15 protein-coding genes are annotated in these 22,479 nt (G+C 60.0%); 9 read left to right on the top strand and 6 right to left on the bottom strand.

What is annotated here, in order from left to right:
• Positions 1–51 precede the first annotated feature (51 nt).
• The 7 genes from KF767_17410 to KF767_17440 all read left to right on the top strand — a co-directional run bounded on the left by KF767_17410 (position 52) and on the right by KF767_17440 (position 10,456).
• Positions 52–1,398, top strand: coding sequence for a DUF4214 domain-containing protein (locus tag KF767_17410; GenBank protein MBX3019670.1), 1,347 nt, complete (start codon positions 52–54; stop codon positions 1,396–1,398).
• Between the two features lie 98 nt (positions 1,399–1,496).
• Positions 1,497–2,438 carry an ABC transporter ATP-binding protein gene (locus tag KF767_17415; GenBank protein MBX3019671.1) on the top strand — a complete coding sequence of 314 codons (942 nt, stop codon included), beginning with the start codon at positions 1,497–1,499 and terminating at the stop codon, positions 2,436–2,438.
• Complete coding sequence (locus KF767_17420) at positions 2,435–3,196, top strand: ABC transporter permease (protein MBX3019672.1); 762 nt, start codon at positions 2,435–2,437, stop codon at positions 3,194–3,196. Before KF767_17415 ends, KF767_17420 begins: the two co-directional genes overlap by 4 nt.
• Positions 3,196–3,894, top strand: coding sequence for a DUF3943 domain-containing protein (locus tag KF767_17425; protein MBX3019673.1), 699 nt, complete (start codon positions 3,196–3,198; stop codon positions 3,892–3,894). Before KF767_17420 ends, KF767_17425 begins: the two co-directional genes overlap by 1 nt.
• Position 3,895: 1 nt before the next feature.
• On the top strand, positions 3,896–4,591 hold the full coding sequence (locus KF767_17430; GenBank protein MBX3019674.1) for a hypothetical protein: 696 nt from the start codon (positions 3,896–3,898) through the stop codon (positions 4,589–4,591).
• 285 nt (positions 4,592–4,876) lie between these two features.
• Positions 4,877–5,704 (top strand): hypothetical protein, encoded by an 828-nt coding sequence (locus tag KF767_17435; GenBank protein MBX3019675.1) that lies wholly within the window; start codon positions 4,877–4,879, stop codon positions 5,702–5,704.
• A 9-nt stretch (positions 5,705–5,713) separates the two neighbouring features.
• On the top strand, positions 5,714–10,456 hold the full coding sequence (locus KF767_17440; protein ID MBX3019676.1) for a zinc-dependent metalloprotease: 4,743 nt from the start codon (positions 5,714–5,716) through the stop codon (positions 10,454–10,456).
• A 30-nt stretch (positions 10,457–10,486) separates the two neighbouring features.
• Here KF767_17440 and KF767_17445 read toward each other — a convergent pair whose 3' ends face one another.
• Complete coding sequence (locus tag KF767_17445) at positions 10,487–11,125, bottom strand: GNAT family N-acetyltransferase (protein ID MBX3019677.1); 639 nt, start codon at positions 11,123–11,125, stop codon at positions 10,487–10,489.
• Between the two features lie 32 nt (positions 11,126–11,157).
• On the bottom strand, positions 11,158–11,916 hold the full coding sequence (locus KF767_17450) for a hypothetical protein (GenBank protein ID MBX3019678.1): 759 nt from the start codon (positions 11,914–11,916) through the stop codon (positions 11,158–11,160).
• 200 nt (positions 11,917–12,116) lie between these two features.
• Between KF767_17450 and KF767_17455 the strand changes: the two genes are divergently transcribed.
• Positions 12,117–13,232 (top strand): hypothetical protein, encoded by a 1,116-nt coding sequence (locus KF767_17455; protein ID MBX3019679.1) that lies wholly within the window; start codon positions 12,117–12,119, stop codon positions 13,230–13,232.
• Between the two features lie 34 nt (positions 13,233–13,266).
• On the opposite strand, the gene KF767_17460 is transcribed toward KF767_17455, so the two are convergent.
• Together KF767_17460 and KF767_17465 are read right to left on the bottom strand one after the other, a co-directional pair.
• Complete coding sequence (locus KF767_17460; protein MBX3019680.1) at positions 13,267–16,386, bottom strand: UvrD-helicase domain-containing protein; 3,120 nt, start codon at positions 16,384–16,386, stop codon at positions 13,267–13,269.
• Positions 16,362–19,043 carry a PD-(D/E)XK nuclease family protein gene (locus KF767_17465; GenBank protein MBX3019681.1) on the bottom strand — a complete coding sequence of 894 codons (2,682 nt, stop codon included), beginning with the start codon at positions 19,041–19,043 and terminating at the stop codon, positions 16,362–16,364. Before KF767_17465 ends, KF767_17460 begins: the two co-directional genes overlap by 25 nt.
• Before the next feature lie 129 nt (positions 19,044–19,172).
• Here KF767_17465 and KF767_17470 point away from each other — a divergent pair, with 129 nt between their 5' ends.
• Positions 19,173–20,375 carry an MFS transporter gene (locus tag KF767_17470; GenBank protein MBX3019682.1) on the top strand — a complete coding sequence of 401 codons (1,203 nt, stop codon included), beginning with the start codon at positions 19,173–19,175 and terminating at the stop codon, positions 20,373–20,375.
• Between the two features lie 205 nt (positions 20,376–20,580).
• Here the strand turns inward: KF767_17470 and KF767_17475 are convergent, their stop codons facing one another.
• The gene (locus tag KF767_17475; protein MBX3019683.1) at positions 20,581–21,906 is read right to left on the bottom strand and encodes a hypothetical protein; all 1,326 of its coding nucleotides are present in this window, start codon (positions 21,904–21,906) and stop codon (positions 20,581–20,583) included.
• Between the two features lie 6 nt (positions 21,907–21,912).
• Positions 21,913–22,479, bottom strand: a 567-nt coding sequence (locus tag KF767_17480) for a MotA/TolQ/ExbB proton channel family protein (GenBank protein ID MBX3019684.1), incomplete at its 5' end; no start/stop codon positions are given.

Here is a 22,479-nt window from a genome sequence, read left to right on the forward strand (position 1 = left end):
ATCGTGCATCGGACCGGGGGAAGCTGTGACTCCTTAACTCAGGGGGTCTCGGTGAAAGGTCTTTCAAAAGTTCTCGTTTTGAGCTCACTCTTTTTGGCCGGCTGCGGCCCGGGCCTCGTGGTTTCGGATGTGGCCGCGGGTCGTATGGCAATACGCGCCGACGGTCTTCAAATCGAGGAAGATCGAGCATCTGCGCTGCTCACCGATCAAAGCGGCGAAGAAAACGACTCTTCCAACGGCATAAACAACGCCGTTCAAAACGACGACGACATTCGCGCCGCGATGCTGTCCGTGCTTTCGCGCTTCCCCACGCGCGGCGAACTTGAATATCTGCGCACACGCCGGGATCAGCTCGGCTCGGCGGAAGCCTTGCATGTCGAATTGACGACTTCGACCGAGGCGCTGCGCAACTACCGCGCACTGAGCTGCCGCTTCTTCAACTCCTGCAACCAGCAAAGCCTGACGGAAGACTTCGCGAGCCGCCTCGCGAATGGTGCGAGCCTCGTGAAACTTCATCAACAGGTCGAGGTCGAAATGGTGAAAGCCATCGAAGCGCTTTACCGCCAACATCTGGGACGTCGCGCGGACTTCGAAGGTCTGAGCTACTACCTGAATCAAGGTCGCAACGGTCGCACGCTTTCGGACATCGGACGCTCGATGAGCCAATCGGACGAAGCCCAGCTGCGTGGGTTCTATCTGCAAATTTTGCGACGCGAACCCGACGCGGGTGGCTTTCGCTACTGGTTGGATCGCCGGGCGGCGGGCGTCAGCCTCAGCGATATTCGCTCCAGCATCCAGGCTTCAGCCGAAGCGCGCGGTCAGGCACCGGCTTCGGCCTCGGTGGTGGCGGCGCAAAATATCGTGCGCGACGAATTCCTCGGCGTGACCGGGCGTTTTCCCACCGTCAGCGAAGTCACGCAATACACGGGATTGTCCGCATCGACCTTGCGCACACGTTTGCTCTCGACGATCGACGGCCAAGCTCAGATGAAAGCCATTCTCGCGCGCCATTTCGGCGGTGACCTCACGGCGGATCGTAACGCGGTCACGAATCGCATCCTGCTCGGCATGAGCCGCGCCGAAGTCGAATTGGAGTTGCGCCGTGAACGTCAAGAGATCATCGGAGCCTCCTACGCACTCCATCTGAACCGGGCGGCGGACCTGGCGGGACTTGAGTACTACCTGAAGCTCGCCGAGGGCGGAATGTCGCGCGCGCAAATCGATTCGAGTATCCAAAACTCCGTCGAGGCCCGGCTGCGGGGCCTCTATCGGGAACTGCTCCTGCGCGAACCCGACCTCATGGGCCTGCTTTACTATTTGGAGAAGATCGAGGAAGGGGCCAGCATCGAGTCGATCCGGCAGAGCATCCGCTCGAGCGACGAGTTCCGCTCGCTTTGATCCATCCCCCGCCCGTCCCAATTCCGGGACGGGCGGATTCATCGGGACTGAATAATTCGCTTTGACCCCGCCCTTCCCCACGGCGTTAGAATGGCGGCGTGGATATCATCAAAGTCGAAAACCTCAATAAAACGTACTCGGCCAAGGGTTCCGGTCAGCCGTTCGAGGCCCTGAAAAACGTGAACCTGAATATCCGGCGCGGCGAAATCTTCGCCCTGCTCGGTCCCAACGGCGCGGGTAAAACCACGCTCATCAACATCATCTGCGGGATCGTCAATCCGACATCGGGTCGCGTGGAAGCCGACGGCCACGACATCCTTCGCGAGGCGCGCCAGGCGCGCACGAAGATCGGCCTCGTGCCGCAAGAGATCGTGACGGATATGTTCGAAAAGGTGTGGAACACGGTTTCTTACAGCCGCGGTCTTTTCGGCAAAACCCGCAACGACGCCTATCTCGAAAAAGTCCTGAAGGACCTGGCGCTCTTGGACAAACGCCAGAACAAGATCATGACGCTTTCGGGCGGCATGAAGCGCCGGGTGATGATCGCAAAGGCCCTGTCGCACGAGCCCGAGGTGCTGTTCCTGGACGAGCCCACGGCGGGCGTCGACGTTTCGCTTCGTCGCGAGATGTGGGACATGGTGAAGGTCCTGCGCGAAAGCGGCGTCACGATCATTCTGACCACGCACTACATCCAAGAGGCCGAAGAGATGGCCGACCGGATCGGCATCATCAACAAGGGCGAAATCTCCCTCGTCGAGGACAAAAAAGTCCTGATGAAAAAGCTGGGCAAAAAGCAGCTCACGCTGGAGCTGACCAAACCCCTCGGCGAAATCCCGGCGGGTTTCGGCGAATATGCCTTGTCGCTGGGAGGCGACGGCCATCAATTGATCTACACCTTCGATAGCCACGCCAGAGAAACCGGCATCGCGCCGCTCTTGAAGCGCCTGGGCGACCACGGCGTGGACTTCAACGATCTGAAAACCAGCCAGAGTTCGCTCGAAGACATCTTCGTGGAACTCGTCAAAGGGGGACGGCGATGAATTTCCAAGCGGTGAAAGCCATCTACCGTTACGAGCTCGCGCGGTTCTTCCGCACCATCGGTCAAAGCATCGCCTCGCCGGTGATTTCGACTTCGCTTTACTTTATCGTCTTCGGTTCCGCGATCGGGAACCGCATGCAGGACATCGACGGTCTGTCCTACGGCGCGTTCATCGTGCCGGGTCTGGCCTTGATGACGATCCTGACCGAAAGCGTGTCGAATTCGTCGTTCGGGATCTACATGCCGAAGTTCTCGGGCACGATTTACGAACTGCTCTCCGCGCCGATTTCGGCCTTCGAGATCATCCTGGGTTTCGTGGGCGCGGCGGCGACGAAGTCGATGATCATCGGCGCGATCATCCTGATCACCGCGCGGTTCTTCGTGGCCTACGAAATTCAGCACCCGCTGTGGATGCTGGGCTTTCTGCTTTTGACCTCGGTCACGTTTTCGCTCTTCGGCTTCATCATCGGTCTGTGGGCGGACGGTTTCGAAAAGTTGCAGATCATCCCCATGATGATCATCATGCCGCTGACCTTCCTGGGCGGAAGCTTCTATTCGATTCATATGCTCCCCGGAATCTGGAAGGACATCGCGCTTCTGAACCCCATCGTGTACCTGGTCAGCGGATTCCGCTGGAGTTTCTACGGCGTCTCGGACGTCGGCGTGGGCTTGTCCCTCTCCATGGTCGCGCTGTTCATGCTGATCTGCCTGGTCGCGATCTGGGTCATCTTCCGCACGGGCTACAAACTCAAAAACTGATGCCACGCCCGGGGTCGGCCGTCCTGACGGCCCTCATCCTCGCGCTTTTGGGGTGCTCGCGACCTTCGGTCGCGGAAGTGGGACGTCGACCATCGGTCGCGGGCATTGGCGGACCATCGGTTTTTCACGAGCCGCGGTCCGAGTTCACCCGCGACGAGCTCATCAACGACTTCGCTTTGATGTACGGCTTTCAGTGGGTGGGCTATCTCGTCACCCAGGCGGACATCATCCGCCGGACCGGACGCTTCGAAAACATGGGGACCTACCCTTTTCGTCCCCACCTCGACAATGACACTTACGACTACAACGTCTTCCGCCACGCGGTGACCGGGAACTACTACTTTTTGTACTATCGGTCGCGAGGTCACGACGTGAAGGCGGCCTTTCTGTGGAGCTTCGCCTCGTCCATGGCCTTTGAATTCGCCATCGAAACTTTGACCGAACGCCCCAGCTTTCAGGACATGTACCACACCCCCGTGCTGGGTACGATCCTGGGCCTGGGCAGCGAGCATCTCTCGCGGGAGCTTCTGCGCACCGATTCGGGTTTTCTGCGTTTTCTGGGCTACGTCTTCAACCCCTTCGCGGCGTGGCCGGGCGGCAGCGCCTACCGCGTGAGCGTGATCCCGGTCATCTCCTTCGGCGAAAGCGCGAAGGTCAGCGACAGCGTGACGGGACTCACCTTGCGGGCGGAGTACTAAGATGGCCTCCCTCTTCGCACTCTTTCTGAGCCTCGCCTTGGGACCGATGGTCGCCCACGCCCAACGCGCGATTGAAATCATCGAAACCCCGGCCCCCGCCGCTGACGGCGCGACTCAGACCGACGGGCCGACATGGACCGATGGTCTGCATCTGCTCGCGGGTGGCGGGGTGAACTTCAGTAGCTACTCGTCACGGTTCTTGGGCGGAGAGATCGGCACGGGCTTCAATCTGAAAACCGACCTCGGCTTCGAGTTCGGTGAGCGCTGGGCCTTCGACCTGGGCTCATCGCTGAAATTCAATGCCGTCCAAGAGCTGATCCTGTGGGATACGCTGCTGACCGCGGGCCTGCGCCATCACTTCGCGGACGATCACGCGGGACCTTTCGTGCGCGTCTTCGCGGGCGTCGCCCCCTCAGTGCTCGAAGTCCGCGACCGCGCGAAAATGACGACCTCCCTCGGCACGGACGTGGATCGCCTCGTTTTCGACGGGGAAGTGCTGGGCGCCTCGGTCGGCTGGTCCCCCGGTGCGCTGGCGGAGACCTCTTTCATCGAAGCCTCTTTGAGCGTCCAAACTCTTCGCCGCGAAAAAAGCATCGCCGACGACAACCAGATCCCCGTGGTGATGCGCACGCGTCTTTTGAACGGCGACGCGCGCATCTGGAGCCTGGGCGTCATCTGGGGCGCCCGGATTTTCTAACCGGCCTTGCGTGGTCACATTGACCCCGCAGTCCCGCTTATACCTCGCCCCAAGCAAAGAACTCTCGTGAGTCACCCATAAGCGCGACCCGCACCCACGGCCCAAAACCGCCCTCCGTCCTGCTTTCCGGTCGCGCAACGACACCGGCAAGGCGTGACGAAAGTTGGCCCCCTTTTCGCTTTAACCGGAACTCGTCCGGCCCTGATCAGGGGTGCGGACATGGGGTTGAAGGGGGAATGTGTGGGAGCCAAGGCCGTTAGCCAAGCTGAAAAAAAACCGGGTGTGTTGAGCCCGGCCGCAGCGGCCTTGGCTCTTGCCGTTGTCCTGATGATCGCCGATCTCGCCCGTGCGCAGTCCGTGAAGCCCGAGGATCAAGTTCCGGTGGCGAAGCGCTGGTCGGTGATCGCGGGCCTGGGACAGAGTCAGAACTTGTACATCACGAACTCCGGCCGCGAGCAGGCGGCGACCGATTTTTCGGGCAGCCTGCGCTTTCGCCTGGCACCGAAGACTTTGCTCAGCGCGAGCGTGGCCGCGAGTTACGACAATAAATATGAAGAGTCGGATTTCACGCAGGCGGCGCTGAGTTTGTCGCAGTCGCAGATCCCGATTCTGAACGAGTCTCTGCTGTGGACGCCGTCGATTTCGGGACAGCTGCCCGCCTCGCGCGTGAACCATGCGGCTTCGATGCGCGGGGTTCTGGGCTTCTCGAACCGCTTCGACGTCAACTCGGAGAAGATGGGTTGGACGCGGGCCTCGGTGGCCTACCTGGCTTCGGTCTCGCACGCGATCTACGAGTACGAGACCGCGACCAGCGGCGCGATCAACCAACCCTGGCGGGTGTCGCAAGGACTGGAGTTCACCTGGGCGCTCAGCGACCGCGTGTATCTGGTTCTGTTCGGGAGCCACGGCCTGCGCCGCTCGATGCAAGGGAACTGGAGCGAATCGCTCACCCACGCCGAGGAAGTTTACGCGCAGGTCACGGCCAAATGGGGATTGAGTCTGGGACACCAGCTCGGTTCCTCGATCCGGACCGCCAACGGACAAGACTTGAATTTAAGAATGAACAGCGATCAGGACTCGATCGTTTACTTACAAAGCACCCTCATTTTTTAGGAGCACGCCATGAAAACAAACAGCCTCATCCAGAAGATCGCCCTCAGCGCGCTGATCCTGACCATGGCAATAACATCGGCGTGCACGAAACCCCGCGACAACCAGATCGCCGACGAAGAACTCGATCACGAGTTGATGGCGATCAGCGAACTGCAAGGCGAGGGTTTCCAAATGCAACTCGCTTCGGCCACGGCCGAAGAAAAAGCCAGAGGAGAAGGTTCGGGCATCCGTGCCCTGGCCATCGCCGGATCGAAGTTGCCTTCGAAGCTGAATCCCCTCTTGCAGGGACAAATCGTTCAAGGCAAACCCGGCGCGACGCTGAACGTCCGTTTTCAGATCGAGCCGAAGACCCTGTTCGTTCATCGCCTCGTTCAAGCGAACGACGAACTCACCGCTCTTGAGAAAGACCTGATCCAGGTCGATAAAGGTCAAAAACTTCTGCCCGTCCTCGCGATCCCGGTGAAATCCGTGGGCGTTTTGGTGCCGATCAAAAACGACCTCGGCGAGCGCACGCACAAATTCGAACTGCGCACGACGGATCTGGCACAAGCGACCCACGTCCGCGTCGATCTTAAAACTGAAAATGTCACCCGCATCGAGCTGCCCAAGGACCGCCCGGAGCTCGCCCGCGAAATCGTCGACGCCGGTTCCCTGCGCCAAAAAGTGCTGAGCGACGCCGATCTCGCGCGCCTGATCCCGAGCGACCTTCAGCTCGGTGCGGGACAATACGCCACCGAACTCGTCACCGACGAGGACATGGCCGGAACGCAGACGAAAATCCTCGTCTACTCGATCCTGAAAAAGTCCGCGATCAAAGACGCGAAACTTCTGTCGCAATTGGCGGGCGGAGTTCAGCGTCTGGACGTGCGGATGTGCCCGGCGACGATCGCGTCCCAAGCGGGTATCGAGGGTGCGGACTGCGTGATGCTGCTGGAACGTTCGCTGATCGCCTTCCAAGTGAAAGCGGAACTCGTGACTGATAGCCAAGGCCGTCTGACCGACTCGGTCAGCCTGCGCCCGGTGGCGGGAAAGAACCAAGGGGGCTTGCTCCAAATCGGCGAAGGCTCGGTCGTTCGCGTGGAAAACAGCGCGGACCGCTTGAACCTGTCGGACGACAACCTCATCAGCCTCGAGTTGCTGAAGGATAAAGAGTTCCTGTTCCGTCGGACTTTCCAAGACGCGGCGTCGACGCTGATGGCCTTCGGCCCGGGCGCGAGCGGCGGCCTCGACATCGTGAAGTTCGTCTTCGAGAAAGACCGTCTGGTCGTCAAACGCGTGACCTCCATCAACGGCGACAAAAATCCGAACGAGATCGACCACGAAGAGATGTTCTCGGTTCCGGCTGTCTACCTGCAAACCAAGACCGCACAGGGTCTGACCCTGTCCCCGGCCCGCGTGACCACGCCGGACAAAGCCGACGCGGTTCAACTCGACTGGTTGAAAAACACGATCCCGGTGGCGAACTCGCCCTTGTCGTTCCTTTCGGCGGGTCAATGCTTCCTGTCGGTCGGTCACCAGGCGATCCGCGATCTGGATCAGCGCCTCTCGCAAGGGGTTTTGAACTTCTCGATCCAGGGTTCCTACACCTTCCGTCCGGAGTGCATGTCGGTCTTCGGTCTGAACGACTACTGGTACGAGGCGAATGCGCAATCGACTTACACTTTGAGCGAGCGCGTGTCCTTCAAACTGCACGACACCAAACAAGACGCGGTGAAGACCCAGGACCTGCCGTTCCGCGCGCAGCAGCTGCTCGGTTTCGGTTCGTTCACCGTCGGTCAAAAATCCCAAGACGGTTTCGGTAACTCGAACCGTCTGACGGATGAAGCCGCACGCCCGGTCATCCAAAACTTCCGCGACGGTCGCGTCCTCACTTACGTCCTCGGTGGTGCGAGCCACGGCACCCGCCAGTCCGAGCTCGTCATCAAGTCGACCCGCCAGGTCGTCAAAGACTGGAACGAGGCCCTGCACAAGGCCTTCCGCGGAACCGCGCTGGAGCGAACCGGCGATTACGTCGCGCTCAAAGTCGAAGGCCAGGACATCGCGAAAGGTCAGCTGGGAGACCTCGACCGCAATTACATCTACAACTTCGAAAAGAACATGGACTCGGGACTGCTGGGTCTGTCGCAAGCCGGCCCGAATCCGCGCACCGGTTTCGTCGAAAGCGCGAACGTTCTGATGTACGGCGGAAACCTGATGGCTTACATCGGTTACGAAAAAGAACTGCAACGGATTCAAGGTGAATACGAAGCCCTGAAGAAGAGCGTTCTGGCCGCCGACGCCAAAGCGAACGAGCAGATGAGCGTTCCACAAGGAAACTTGGCCCAAGACACGGTTTCGTTGGATGAGGTCATCGCGAAAGCCCAAGAGCGCATCCGTCCGATGACGCCGGTTTCGCTGGCGCAGTTCAAGGCGCAGGCTCCGGCCCGCCGTTCGAACGTGAACGCTTATGTTTCGAAAGTCCGCCAGACGCAGATCGACAACTCGGGTCTGAAAAACCAAGCGCTGAGCCAAGTTCTGTCGAAGCGCGATTACATCCAGAAGATCATCCAAAAGGCGATCCAGATGGGTGAGATGCGCAATCCCGAGTTCATGGAGGCTTTGACCGCGGCCGAGATCCTGAAGTCCTACGGCGGCGACATCAACGCTCAGGAAAAACGTCTGCTGGCCCTCGAGGCGCAACGTTTGGCCCTGAAGTCGGAGTTCGCGAAGAACTTCCGTCGCGGTCCGAACTGCATGATGTCCGCGCCGCAAGCGTTCCTGTCGGGGGACGTCTCAAAAGTTTCCGTGGACGACGTTTTCGTGAACTGGTTCTCGGATACTTTGGCGCACGAGATCGGTCACTCGCTGGGTCTGACCCACAACTTCAAAGGGTCCTTCGACCGCGCCAACTTCGAGTTCGCGGGCGAAAAAACCGGTCGTGAGTACTCGTCGGTCATGGATTACAAACCGGCTAGCCATACGGACTACCGCAAACCGGGTCCCTACGATGTCCACGCCCTGCGCGCCGCTTACGCCGGATTGGTCGAAGTCGGTGAGGCCGTGAAGAAAGCGGCACGGGACGAAAAAGGTCAGAAAGTGATCGTCGTCCAGACTCCGGAAAATCAGAACGTCAAAATCGTTTTGAACCAGGGTCAGTTCATCGCTCTCGAAGATCTGAAGAACATCTTGGTGCCGGCCCGCCTCGACGCCAATGGCAAGTCGGTGAAGAGCTTCTGGGATCTGAACGCCTCGATGCTCGCGCGCTTCCCGCTGAAGGCGCACGGCTTCTGCACCGACATCGACGTCGGTGGCGATCCGACCTGCGCCCGTTGGGATGCGGGAACGACTCCGCAAGAGGTCGCGCAGTTCTACATCGACGACTACAAAGCGATGTACCCGGTCCTGAACGCTCGTAACAGCCGCATCAACGGTGTGGGTTTTGGATCCTACTTCTACCGCACGCTGATGGCGCAGATGAATATGCGCAGCTTCTTGGACGAGGCCCTGTACCAACTGATCCAGGGTCAGCCGCAAGAAGTCTGGGTTCCCTACGCGATCGGCGCTTGGGCGGGAATGAATCAACTGCTCGAGACCGTGACGACCCCGAACGTGAACTTGGGCGTCTTCGACCCGGCCCGTTTCTCGGTGCAAGAGATCCAGGTCCAAGACGAACAAGGTAAAGTGTCGACGCGGAAACTGCTGGTGGAACGTAAAGCGCTGCAGGATCTGCGCGTCCCGGGCTTCGAGACTTCGGTTGAGACCCGCGGGATCGAGATCGACAAGATGCTGGCGCTCCAGTTCCTGACTCTGCAATCGCTGGGAAATCCGCGCTACTCGTCGGTGTCGCTGCAGTTCTCGTTCGTCGATTTCGAGCGGATGCTGTTGGGCCTGACCGATGAGCAGTCGCTGGTCGTCCGCACCCTGGAAGGCGCGCTGTCGGGAAGTCTGCAAGGCATGACCTTCCTGGGACAACAGCCGATCCAACTGGATCGCGGCATGAAAGTCGATGTGACCGAAGCCATGCGCTACTACTCGATCCTGGGTGCGACCGTCCTTCTGGACAACAGCGCCACGGTGGACTCGGCGAATCCGTCGCGTCTGTTCCTGGTCGGAAGCTCGATGCATTCGGCCCCGGCGGATCGCCCGGTCGTGACCCGCATGGGATCGAAAGTGACTTCGCCGACCGCGCTGAAACTTTACGCCCATGATCCGGCGACCTCCATCGGTCGTATGGTTCGCCGCGCAGCCCGTGACCGTGCGGTAATTGAAGGTTCGAACGCATTGGTGAAGGATTTGGCCGCGGTTGCCCAAGCGGCGGCCGGTGCGGATGAAGCGGCGAAGGCAACGGCGCGGGCCGCCCTGGTGGCCTCACTGAACGCGATGAACGCTTCGGGTCTTCTGGCCAATGCGGCGGAAGAGGCCGCGGGCGCAGGCATCGCGGCGCAAGCCGAACTGCTGGAGCAGTATCTGGGTTCGCGTCTGAACTTGGTCCAACAGATCGAAGGTCTGTTGAAACAAGGCGCGACGCTCGAGATGCTCGCCGAGCAGATCGCCCAGATCCGCTCGAACGACGAGACGCTCATGCGTGACGTCCCGGTCCTGATGGTGGCGCAGACCTTGATCAACGCCGGAATGCAGACCGACGAGCAAAAGGCCATCGCCGGCGCGCTCTTCAACCCGGGCGCACTCGAGATCGAGCACGGCTCCATCGTCGGCTCGCTCGAGCAGATGAACCGCATCATCGCATTGGTGAATCCGGAACTGAATCGCTAACAAGAGCGCCGGAACACCGGCGTTCCCGCTCTAAAACTCAAAGTCCATCCGGTGGGATTCGGCCTCTTCGCGATAAGCGGGGTCGAGTCCCACTTCCATACTGAGCTCACGACCATTGCGGTGGCTCGACAAAATTTCGGTAAATCCCAACTGACTGTACGAACGATAGGCCGGTGTCTGGCGCAGGGCCTCGCGGTGACTGAGTCCGTCCGCGCGCGCCCGATCGTAGACCTCGCGATTCACGTCGATCAAATTTTCCGTCACGATGCGCTCGACGCCGGGCGTGCGGGCCAGCAAAGCCGCGAGCAGCAAAGTCGAAACCCCCGTGCCGCGCGCCTCCGGAGCAACGCCCACGTACTCGACTAAAAGATCCGGACCGCGCTGTTCGTGATTTCGAATCACGTATGCCAAGCTTCCCAAAGTTTCGCCCTTTTCGTTGACCCGCGCGACCGATGGAATGACCGAGTCAAAGCGCAGGCTTCCGGGGATTTCGCGGGACAGCCGCACCTCTTCATAGCGGGCCTTTTCCGGAGCCCCCAGAAAAGGTCCCGCATGCACATCGCCGCAACGGGGAGCCGCCCCCGCGAAGGACGCGAATTGGGCGATCATCGTCAAAAAGATGCACAGCCCACGCGCTTTCACGGTGAGCTGAAACGGAATCCGCAACATGAATGAAGTGAAATCCAAAATCCGCGCCGCGATCAGCGCGGGGCGAACCAACAGAGCGGGCGCTCGGCTTCGGGATCACCGCAGGCCCCGTGACGGGGATCCAGCGGATCGCCGCGTTTTCCGAGCGGCATGCGGCAAAGCGCCCCCGCCAGAATCGTATCCAAGCGGCACTGCCGCGACGGATAAGTGTCGGCATTGGTGACCTTCACCCGCTCCGGACTGGGCGTCAGAAACGAAATCGGAAATTCTTTAACGAGCGTCAAAAGTCCCAAGCCCGCGCGGGCGTTCCGGCGGCACAGAACAAGATCGCGGGCGTTCACGCAGCGACGATCAAGCTCGGACTCTTCCGCTGGCGACAGAAAACCCGTTTCGGTTTCATTCGCGTGCGCCAGCAGGTGAAAGCAAGCCGAAGCGGCGTAGTAATCGCTTTGCCCTTCACCGCTTAAGAGACTTAGACCATCCGGAGCGCGGTCCCCGGTCCACTCCGGAGGAAGCTGCCGCCGGGGAGCCCCGCCGTACAAATGGCCCAGCTCGTGGCAGATCACGAAACGCAAGATGTCCGCGTTCAGTCGTGGACTCCGCAGCAGTCCCCCATCCAAACGCACGAACTTCCGTCCCCCACGCACGTCCGCACTTGCCACCACCAGGGGACTCTCGAGATGCAATTCGAATTCGACCTCGGGATACTCGGCGCGCGCGTCGACCAGCACCTGCTCCAGGTACGCGGGCGTCTCGGCGACTGGAATCGGTGAGGTTTGAAAGAAGGCGAGCGCCAGCAGCAGAAAGTCCATGGAAGCGTAACTTAACACGGCTCCCGACGAGCGTCCCCACGCAAAGCCCGTAGTCGGTAGAAATGACCCTTTGAGGTCGACGCCGGGAAGGGGCTTTTGACCAGATCTTTGACAGCTCCCGAGGCTCGCCCTTTTCGGATTGCGGGCGCTGGGTTTGCAATAGCTTGCGAGGATTCCCTAACTTCGTCGGTGAGGCTTAGATGCAAAGATTCCGTTGGGCTTCTTTGAGTATCGGACTGCTGCTCTCTTTCAATGCGGGCGCCACCGGCGCAGGCCCTTTTGAAAAAGCACCCGCCCACGGCCCCGTCTGCCCGGAAGGGATGGAGTGGGTTCCACTTCCCATCCCCCGCCCTGCCGATGCGCCCACCGGAGTCACCGCGCCCACGGGGCCCGCGACGGATCCCACACCGACCCCGACTCCGAAACCCACGCGGCCCGTGCCGCCGCCGCCGAAAGTTCCGGACTTCGCGCCCGAACCCGCCGATCCCACAAGCCTTGGTATCCCCCAGCTCGATCAGGCGTTGGAGGGCAAAGCTTCGCCCCATCTGCTGCCTTACTGGCACAACTATCCCTGGCGGAAAATCGAACGTCCCAACACGTGGACGAAGTATATGTACGAGCTTCTCGCGACCGAAGGCGCCGACATGACCTCGGTCGTCCCGAAGGACGCGGCGCTGTTCTGCCCGAACTACAAAAACATCTCGGATGACGAACGCCGCTTCTTCTGGATGCGTTTGATCTCGGCCGTCATGGAGCAGGAAAGCACCTACCGCCAGTTCCGCGCCTACCACAGCGTGCGCGTGCAGTGGGGACTTTACTCGGTGGGACTGATGATGTTGTCGCTGGATTCCTCGAAGCAAAAACGTTTCGGCTGCGACTTCGTCGAGGGTTACGACGACCTGTATGACTGGCGCAAAAACATCCGCTGCAGTTTCCGCATCATGCGCCACTACTATATGGAAGATCGCTCGATCACCGGACGCACGGCCCACCAAGACGGCCGCTGGATGGGGATCGCCCGCTACTACGAACCTTTCCGCGATCAACGCTACCGCGACGCGAACGGCGCCGCAGACGTGCTCAAGCGCACGAAACAGATGCGCCAACGCTGGATCGAAGACGCGAAAGAAAAAGCGCATCCCAGCAACCGCGACTCCAAGTACCAAGCTTGGGGCGAGAATTACCTCGAGCGCATCACCCGCCTCGTGAACACGATGCCGTTCTGTCTGACCGGCGCCGACGACGAGTTCCTGCCCGAGGATCCCGCGCCCCCGCGCGGCCGCCCGAAGGGACCTTATATTTGTGTCGCTCGCTAAGGCGAGCTCGGTATTTGCGTGGCTCGCTAGCTAGCTATTTCCGGGAGGCGAGGATCTCGAGCAGGTTCTCGTCGAGGTCCGCGAAGGACGGCGCGTCCTCGCTGCGGGTGGCTTGGGGCTCGTTCAGATAAAGCGGCAGCAGTTTCACCCGCGCGCCTTCAGGAATCCGGTTCATGCGATAAAGGGTCCACGCGTAGGAGCGCAGCTGCGCGATGGCGGAATCCCGTGAACGCGAGGTTCCGGTCTTGTAGTCCACGATCCAAACTTCATCCCGGCCATCGGCGCCTTTGATCAGGCCCCATAGATCGATACGTCCCGACATCCAGAACTCCGGTTGCGCGCGCTTCGCGCCGTCCACCTTCACCAGAAACGCCCACTCGACGAAACCCTCTTCGATCAGCTGGCGCATCGAAACGCCTTCGACCTTTTCGAGTTTTTCCTTGAGCGTGACCATCTCGGCCGCATCGTCATATTCCCAGTCGCCTTGAAGCAGTTCCAGCGCGCGGTGAACATCCACCCCGTTCTGGATTTTTTCGAAGCGCGACCAACCCGAAGCCGCGGCGATTTCACGCGGGCGCTCGGCCAGTGGCTCTTCCACTTTCCAAAGTTCACGCACCCGCCCCGCGGTCTCGGCTTTGCGCTCAAAGACTTCGAGTGCGGGTTCGCGGTGACGGATTTCCAAATCGAAGGCGGGGCCATCGTCCGCGAGGGTATGCAACCCCTCGGCCAGGATCGACCAGGTCGGACGACGGGCCATCCACGAGGCCGACACTTCCCTTTTCCAGACGACGCTGACAGACTGAATCGCCCGGGTCAAAGCTACGTACAGAAAGCGGTCGAATTCCGCGACTTCCCGGGCCTTCTCGGTCTCCATCAACTCATAGGCCCAGCCACTGTTCAGCCACGAGCCCGTGCGCGCGCCGCGCACGCCGAGCGAAAACTTCCCGCTCATCTCGTCGGCTTTAAAGACGCCCGGGCTCACCGCGAAACGTGCGGTGCCTGCGCGGGTCAAGATCACATGATCGAACTGCAAACCCTTCGAGGCGTGAATCGTCATGACCTGCACGCGGGAAGGTTCGATGACGGCGGGCGCTTCATCATCGGATTTCTCATCGGTGATCTGCCCGACTTCCAGTTGTTCGATCCATTTCAAAATATTAAAACCGGGTTCGCGCTCTTGGAACTTCAGATCCGCCAACAAGCGCCAGAAATGGGACTCCCGTTGCCCACTGGCATCGAGCTTCAAACTTTCGTCGATGAAGCCCTCGTTCAGCAAGGTCTCGACCCATGCTTGAGTCAGACCTTTCTCGTCGGCAAGGTTGAGCGAAGCTTGCAGTGAGCGGAGCGAGGCCGCCGAAGTCTCGCCAAAACCGCCACCGCTCGGTTCCTTCAATCGTGTTTGCGCCGCCAGCCAATAGGACCCGCGCAGGCCGTACTTCAGCTGCGCGAGTTCGCGGTCATTCACATGAAACCAAGGCGATCGCAAAAGCGTCATCAGGCTCAGATTGTCATGGGGATTGGCCAGGAACTTCAGGAAAGCCAAGGCGTCCCGCACCTCGCGGCGTTCGGCGAAACCCGCCGCCCCCGAGAAACGCGTGGGCACGCCGTGCTTTTCCGCCAATTGGCAGAAGTCGCGCAGCTCTTTGTTTCCACGGGCCAGGACGCAGATCTTTTCCGCCGCGACACCCGCGCGCAGAAGCTCTTGCACCCGCGCCAAGACCGCGTCGTTTTCCTCTGCCACGGCGTCTTTCGGCAGACTCCAAAAAACCACCTGGGGTCCTTGAGCCAAATCTTTGTCGGCGCCGCCGCCGATCTCCATGGGGGCGAACTGCCGCGGCTCGATCTCGCACAAAAAACGATTCAAAAAATTCATCAGCTTCGGCGAGGACCGATAGTTCTTCATCAACCGCGAATTGCGGCCGCCGGCACCCGTCACCGAGGTCTCTTTCAATTCAAAAACTTCGGAACGCGCGCCCCGGAAAAGATAGATCGACTGTTGCGGATCGCCGACGACGAATTCATTTTTCCCACCGACAAGGGCGCCCAAGATCTTCACCTGCAGCGGCGAGGTGTCTTGGAATTCGTCGATCATCCAGTAGTCCCATTGCTCGCCGAACTGGGTCCCGCTTTCCGGATGGGTATTCAGGATCTTCAGCGTCCACAGCTCGAGATCCGCGAGCGCAAGTTCAGAGCGACGCGCTTTTTCGGTTTCAATACGTTCGCGGAGCGCACCCGCCAGGGGCAGAAAATGCTCCAGCGCCGCCGCGTAGTCCTGAATGAACTCATTCGAGAAGTCATCGCCCTCGATCTCGTTCCATAGATCATAGACGAGGACCTGCGCCTCTTTGAACGCGGGCGAAAGCTTCGTCGTATAGGCCCGTGGGCGGTCTTCGAGCGCTTCCAGCCAATGGGCGCGCTTCAGAGCGGGCGCCAGAGTTTTGGCGTGCCCCACGATGGCGCCCAACCAATCGATGAACTCCACACGGTTCGGCGGCAACTTTTCTTCCAAGGCCGCGATCCGGAAGTAGTCATCGCAGGCCGCTTCCAGCTTTCGAAAATGGGCATGGACTCCGGCCTCGACATCGGCCGCCGTTTCCGCGACCGCTTCGGGATGCACCGCCGTCAGTTCGCTCCAGCCCGCGAACGCATTCCAGAACGACCCGAGATCCCAGTTTTCGAGAAGACTCTCGAAATGCACGGCCTGCTCCGGATCTTCCAGGACCTGGCGCAGACTCTTCTTGCGCAGTCGGGACTCGCTCAGTTCATCCATGATCCGGAACTCGGGCGACAAACCCGCCGCCGGGCCGAAGCTGGATAGAAAACGTCGCAAAGTTCCGTGAATGGTCGAGATCTGCAGCGACTTCGACTGCTGCACGAAGCGCAGCACCTCTTCGTCACCAAGCGCCAGCGCGCCGAGGAGGAGGCGTTCGCGCAGCTCCTGGGTCGCCTTGCGGGTGAAGGTCGTGATCACTAAACGCGGAAAACGCTGCTCGCGCGCGCGGAACCGCAGGATCAAACTCAGAACGCGTTTGACCAGTTCGGTCGTTTTGCCGGCCCCTGCCCCCGCGCGGATGACGAGCGCATCGGTGCGGCCGCGCGTTTCCCAATCCAGGGAGTCTTTGAATGAGGTCACATCAGATGCGGTGCCCGACATAATCCCCTCCATGCGCAGCGATCACACAGTTCTTCTTTCAACGGCGCCGGCGCGATCAGCCCTTGGGCGATGGCCGTCATCCGCTCGCGCAACTTCAACTGAAGCTCATCCCAGAACGCGGACAATTTATCGGCCGTCGTTCCCTTCGGCAGACTGCGCGTGGCCAACCGACCCACGGCTTCGTCCGTGACGACTCCGCGGTCCCGCTCCAAGGTTTTCAGATTGTAGTAAAGGGCGCCCGTGACCAAGCCCTTCCAGGCCGGATCCATCAAACCTTCGTTCATGGCCCACGAATAAAAACCCAACTGGATTTCGTTGTCCTTCAGCCAAGAACCGAAGGCGTGCTTTTGTTGCGTGGACGCTTTGTAGTCGTAAAGCAGGATCGATTTCAAAACTCCGCCCTCGAAGTATCCGTCCACACGGTCCAGACGTCCCGTGAAGGCAATTTCGGTCGGCGAGTTTCTTTCGCCCGCGCGCCAAACGCCGCGGGCGGGATCGAATACGAAATGGAACTCGTGCTCGCGCGCGATGATACGACTGCCGGGGTGACGGGCGAACCAGTCCCGCTCGGTAGCCAAAAATCTTTGGCCGAGCTTGATCCACTTCGTGCGCTGCGCTTGCCACAAACGGGGGTTCGCGTCGCGCATCATCTCGGGATCGCTGGCGGCCAGTCGGTCCAGAATCTCGCCCAGCTCGGCATCGCTGCGCTCGAAACGGATCGGATGCTCGGCGGTCAACTCCTCCAAGTAAGCGTGTTGCAGCTGACCTAACTGACGGCGATCCATATCCAGATCCACGAGGGGCGGATCGATGAGGCCGAAGATCTTCTCGGCCGCGAAGATGAAGGGACAGTCCCCGTAGCGCTGCAAACTCGATGCGGAAAGACGCAAAGCTTCGGTCTGAGGGACCGGAGTCGCGCCCGGTTCCACCCGCGCGGGTTCCTGGGCACGGGACGATTGGATTTCGTCCCAGCGACTGGACTTCGGATGATCCGCTTCGTGCCCGGCATTCCCCCGTCCCGCCAGCCATAAAGCTTGGGGCGAAGTCGGCGCCCCATCCCAGTCGGTCAGGGGATAACTCAAAATATCGATTTCCGAATTCGCCAGCAGACTCCACTCGAGTTCGAATTGCAGAAGTTTTTGTTCGGGGTGGGGCAGGAAAAATCCGTGCGTCCAACCGAGGGTGTCGATCTCGTCGCGACTCAAAAGCGAAGTCGCCCCTTTATCGGGAAGCTGGTCGGTCATGGACATGAAAATCCGGTGCGTCCACTGCAGCGAATCCGCGCTTTGCAGCGGCACGATCGCCAGACGATCCGCGCCCCCGCGCGACTTCGTGCTTTCCAGTCGCGCGGTCTGCACTTCCATCCACTCGACCCAGTCCCGCAGCGACAGATGCGCGCCCTTCGGCGTCTTTTCGTTCAGGCTTTCGAAAATCTGCTCCAGATCGGCGTAATCCGGGTCCACCCACAGCGCGGTCGCCTTTTCGAAAAAGCCCGCCAGATCCGTGGGACCGCCTTCGGATTTCCACGAGTCGACCCGCTCGCGCACGGCCGCGACCCGCCCCAAGTCCTCGTGAAAAAGCCCCGTCTTCAACTTCGCCGAGAACTCTTCGCTGCGCAGAGGAAAACCCTCTTGAAAAGCCGTGAAGAGATCGGCGTACTCCAGTTCCTCTTTCCAGAGCCGAAGTTTCGACGACCACTTTTGCAAAAGCCGGTGCGTTTGCACCCGCTCCGAAGACTCGCGATCCAGCGGCACACCCTCGACCTTGAAGGCCGTCGCCAAGATCGGGAAATCCATTTCGAAGTTCGGGGTGATGACGCCGATGTGGCCGATGGGAACGCCCGCGTCCAGCCACTCGCGGACCTGGCCCACGGCATTTTTAATCTCCGCGACCCGCCCCGAAAAGCGCGGGAACTCACGCGTGCGCGCCGTGGACTCGCTCGTCGCGATGTCGAGTTTTTCACCGGCCAGGCTTTCCCCCGGCTGCAAAAGAAAACGGAAATTTTCGGCGTGCGCCGGACGCGGCAGCAGAACCACGACGTCGTGAACTTCCGAAAGCCGACGGATCAGCTCGGCTTCACTGGCCCCCAAAGATGCCCCAAGATCGAAAAACAAGCGTCCGCGACCGGGGGCCGGGTGACGCAAACGCGGATTTTCGAATTCGGTCAGGACCGCGGGTAAAGACTCTTGCAGAATCCAGCCCCGGCCCCGCGCCTGATCAAAAAGAAACTGCGCCTCGGTGATGACTTTCCCCCAGCGCGTTTGCGCGGAAGGATCACGGGCGAGCAGATCTTCCAGAAACGTCGCGCGATCGGGATGGGCGAAGACCGAACCCAAGACCGAGATCAGCTCCACGGCGATTTTCAGATCCGACGGCGACAACGCCTGCCCCAAAGCCGTGCGCGCGAACAAATTCATCCAGTCTTTAGAAATGACCGTGGCCTTGGGAAGGTGCTTTTTCAACAGCTGCGTCCACAGCTCGGACCCGCGCAAAATGGCGTCGCCGGGAAGACCCTCGCGATCGCGCATCAGCTCTTTTTGCAATTCGAGTTTGGTTCGCAGATCCGAAACGATCCAGACGTCGTGATCGGGCTGGAAGTCCTGAAAGAGGGCGCTTTTGTCGGAAGGGTGTTGGAGGCGCGCGATCTTCAGCATCATTCCTTTTTAAACGCCACCGCTGTCGGTTGCAATCTTTGAAGCGCGGTGCTTAGGTAACAGGATATGAAGAAACGAATCTGGAGCTGGGCGTGTTACGACTGGGGCAACAGTGCTTATTCGACCACCGTCATGGCCGGGTTCTTTCCCGTCTTCTTCAAAGAATACTGGAGCGCCGGCGCCGATAGCGCGGTGACCACGGGACGACTGGGCGACGTGACGGCGCTCACCGGACTGATCGTCGCCTTGCTCACGCCGTTTTTGGGGGCCCTCGCCGACGCGCGACAGGCGAAAAAACTTTTTTTGTTCATTTTCATGGTGATGGGACTGCTCGGTTGCTTCAGCCTTGGACTCATTGATCAAGGACTGTGGATTTACGCGGCGTTTTGGTATGCCGTCGCGACGGTCGGCTTCAATGCGGGCACGACCTTCTACGATTCGCTGCTCCCATCGGTGGCCCCGGGCGCCGAGGGCGATCACGCGAGCGCGCTCGGCTACGCCCTCGGCTATCTGGGCGGCGGAGTTCTTTTCCTTCTGAACGTCGCGATGTTCCTCAGCCCCGCGACCTTCGGCATTCCCGACGGCGCGACCGCCGTGAAGATCTCTTTCATGACCGTCGCGGTGTGGTGGGCGATCTTTTCGATTCCGCTGTTCAAGTGGGTGCCCGAACCCGTGGTGAACACGCGTAAAGTTCCGCTGGGCGAAGCCTTCGGCGAATCGCTGCGCCAGTTGCGCCGCACCCTCGGCGACATCTGGCAGAAGCGCGACCTGCGTTACCTGCTGCTCGCCTTCTGGCTCTACATCGACGGCGTTTACACGGTGATGACCATGGCCGTCGACTTCGGCCTCTCCATCGGTCTGGAATCGAAAGATCTGATCACCGCACTGCTCGTCGTACAGTTCGTCGGGTTCCCGAGCGCCTATCTGTTCGGGCGCTTCAGCGGGAAATTCGGCGCGCTTCGTTTGATCCAGCTCTGTATCGCGGCTTACGCCGCGGCGACGATCCTCGCCGCATTGATGTCGACCGCCACCCACTTCTTTATGCTCGCGGTTTTCGTCGGCATCGTGCAAGGAGGCGTCCAGGCGCTCAGCCGTTCGCTGTACGCACGCATGATCCCGATCGAACGCAGCGCCGAGTTCTTTGGCGTGATGAATATGGTCGGACGTTTCGCGGCGATTCTGGGCCCGTTCCTGGTCGCGCGTACGACGCTCTTGACGGGTAATCACCGCTGGGGACTCGCCAGTCTGCTGATCTTGTTCGCGGCGGGCAGCTACTTCCTGCTGAAAGTCCGCGACCCGGCCGAGCATCCCGCCATCGATCTACCGAAGATTTAGAAACTGGCCCCTTTGTGTGCACATTCCAAATCTGCGGAGCTTCCGAAAGGCTTTTTCTTTCGGTCAGTTGGGGCCTCCGCAGCGCCTGGATGGCGTAAGACCCTGCGGCGAGGCCAGGATGGCCGTGCCCCAAATGAGCGAAAGAAAAAGCCTTTCGGAAGCGCTCCGGATGTCGGACGCGCACACAAAGGGGCCAGTTTCTGGTTTATTTGCCTTTGAGGATTTTCACGCCGCCGGCTTTGTCGACTTCGAACTCGGCCGAAACGCGGCGCGTGCCCGACGTCGACAGCTTCGCGATCGGCAGTTCGAACGAACCCCGCGGAGTCAGGATGACCGCACTGACGGGCGCCGCTTCCGCGTTCCCGTAATCGTTATACAACTGGTAGGTCGCTTTATAACGGCCCGGAACGATGTTCTTCGACTGCCACAATTCGACCCCAGGTCCGCGACGCGTGTCGAGCGCGAAGAGTCCAGGCTGTCCTTTGTATTCACGACGTTTGAAGTCGAAGGTTTTTCCCGAGGGATCCTGGATCGTCAAATCGACGTCATGATCTTTCGTCGGCCAGTTGATGAAGAACGCCATGAAGTCTTGGCCCTTGCCGCCGTTCATGCTTTCCACTTCTTTTTTCAACTGCTCGGAAGTCATTTTTTCTTTGGCGATGTCTTGTTTCAGCTTATCCAAATCGGTTTTCAATTTTTCGTTTTCCGTCTGCATGGTCGCGGCGGTCGCCACCGAGGCGACCTTGCGCTCGGCTTCGGCCTTCAAAGTTTTGTTCTCGGCCGAAACTTTACGCGCGAGTTCGATGATCTTCTCGTTATCGATTTTCGCTTTTTCCAGCTTCTCTTGGGTTTCCCGCAACATCTTCGCGGCATCCCCCGTCTTGACGCCCTTGAGCTTCGAGTCCGTCAGCTCATTCATCAAAAGTCGGGCTTCTTTCGTCGATTTGTCGAGCTGGTCTTTCAGGCGCGCGACCTGGGCCTCAAGCTCGGCTTCTTTGTTTCGGTTCGGCGACGCCGTTTCCGTCCGCTGACGTTTCTTCAGCTCTTGTTCGAGTTCCTGGACGCGAATGTCCTTCGAGGCCAAATCGCGCCGCATTTGCTCGACGTCGATCGTCTGGTCCACGGTTTCCGTTTGGCTCGCGGCCGTCAGTTCGGCGAGTTCCGCGGTCCGTTGATTCAGTTGGGCCTGCAGGTCGCGAACTTGATTCTGCATTTCGGTGAGTTGCTGTTGCAAAGCCGTCGTATCCACGGGCGGAGCCGCCGGGGCCTCCGGGGTCGCATCGGACTTGAAACTGTTTTGCGTCGAGGCGTGAATTTGCGCCGCCACCTGCGGATCGAGCGTCGACATCGAAAATAGCAGCACGAACAATCCGAACAGCAACGTCATCATGTCCGCGTAAGACACGAGCCAACGTTCGTCGTTGTGCTCTTCGGGCTCGTCGTAGTCCGTGGGCACGGGCGGCACCCGCCGCTCTTGCGCCAGGGACTTAGGTCCGATCCGCGGGATGTCGTTTTGGTTGGGATCGCTCATTCGGGATTACCCAACTTTCGGATTGCCACCGGCCGCCGAAACTTCCTCGGGCATGCCTTCCAGCGTGCCCAAATTGTCCAGACGGGTCGAAATATTGTAAGCCTCTTTAAGTTCATTGCGCAGATGGGGCGCGAGTTGCGCCGCCAGACGTTCGAACACGATCACGGTGGGCTGGCCCTCGCGGATCGCGAGAATCCCTTCGATAATCATCGCGCGCACGCTTTGATCTTCTTGCACCACACGGTTCGCGTAATCGGCCAAAGGCAGGATGATCAAGTTCGCGACCGCGATCCCCCAGAACGTCGCGACCAAGGCGGTCGCCATCGCCGGACCGATCTGATCGGGGCGACCGCTCAGCTGGGTCATCATCGAGATCATACCGGTCGTCGCGCCGAGCAGACCGAACGCGGGCGGGAACTTACCGAGCGCGTTCAGGGTTTTATAGTCGGCCTGGTAACGCTTACGGAAGTAGTCGCTGCGTTTAAGCAGAACGTTACGCAGCTCGAACGGATCGAGGTAGTTTTTGCCCAAGAAAAAGTAGGCTTCATTCATGAACGGATGGGGCGCTTCGGG

This window comes from Pseudobdellovibrionaceae bacterium (genome assembly GCA_019637875.1).
Lineage (GTDB): Bacteria > Bdellovibrionota > Bdellovibrionia > Bdellovibrionales > Bdellovibrionaceae > JAHBUW01.

Excerpts from the sequence above, each read along its gene's own strand:
- KF767_17420 (MBX3019672.1), top strand. The coding sequence starts at position 2,435 with ATGAATTTCCAAGCGGTGAAAGCCATCTACCGTTACGAGCTCGCGCGG.
- KF767_17425 (MBX3019673.1), top strand. The coding sequence starts at position 3,196 with ATGCCACGCCCGGGGTCGGCCGTCCTGACGGCCCTCATCCTCGCGCTT.
- KF767_17430 (MBX3019674.1), top strand. The coding sequence starts at position 3,896 with ATGGCCTCCCTCTTCGCACTCTTTCTGAGCCTCGCCTTGGGACCGATG.
- KF767_17440 (MBX3019676.1), top strand. The coding sequence starts at position 5,714 with ATGAAAACAAACAGCCTCATCCAGAAGATCGCCCTCAGCGCGCTGATC.
- KF767_17445 (MBX3019677.1), bottom strand. The coding sequence starts at position 11,125 with ATGTTGCGGATTCCGTTTCAGCTCACCGTGAAAGCGCGTGGGCTGTGC.
- KF767_17450 (MBX3019678.1), bottom strand. The coding sequence starts at position 11,916 with ATGGACTTTCTGCTGCTGGCGCTCGCCTTCTTTCAAACCTCACCGATT.
- KF767_17455 (MBX3019679.1), top strand. The coding sequence starts at position 12,117 with ATGCAAAGATTCCGTTGGGCTTCTTTGAGTATCGGACTGCTGCTCTCT.
- KF767_17460 (MBX3019680.1), bottom strand. The coding sequence starts at position 16,386 with ATGTCGGGCACCGCATCTGATGTGACCTCATTCAAAGACTCCCTGGAT.
- KF767_17465 (MBX3019681.1), bottom strand. The coding sequence starts at position 19,043 with ATGATGCTGAAGATCGCGCGCCTCCAACACCCTTCCGACAAAAGCGCC.
- KF767_17470 (MBX3019682.1), top strand. The coding sequence starts at position 19,173 with ATGGCCGGGTTCTTTCCCGTCTTCTTCAAAGAATACTGGAGCGCCGGC.
- KF767_17475 (MBX3019683.1), bottom strand. The coding sequence starts at position 21,906 with ATGAGCGATCCCAACCAAAACGACATCCCGCGGATCGGACCTAAGTCC.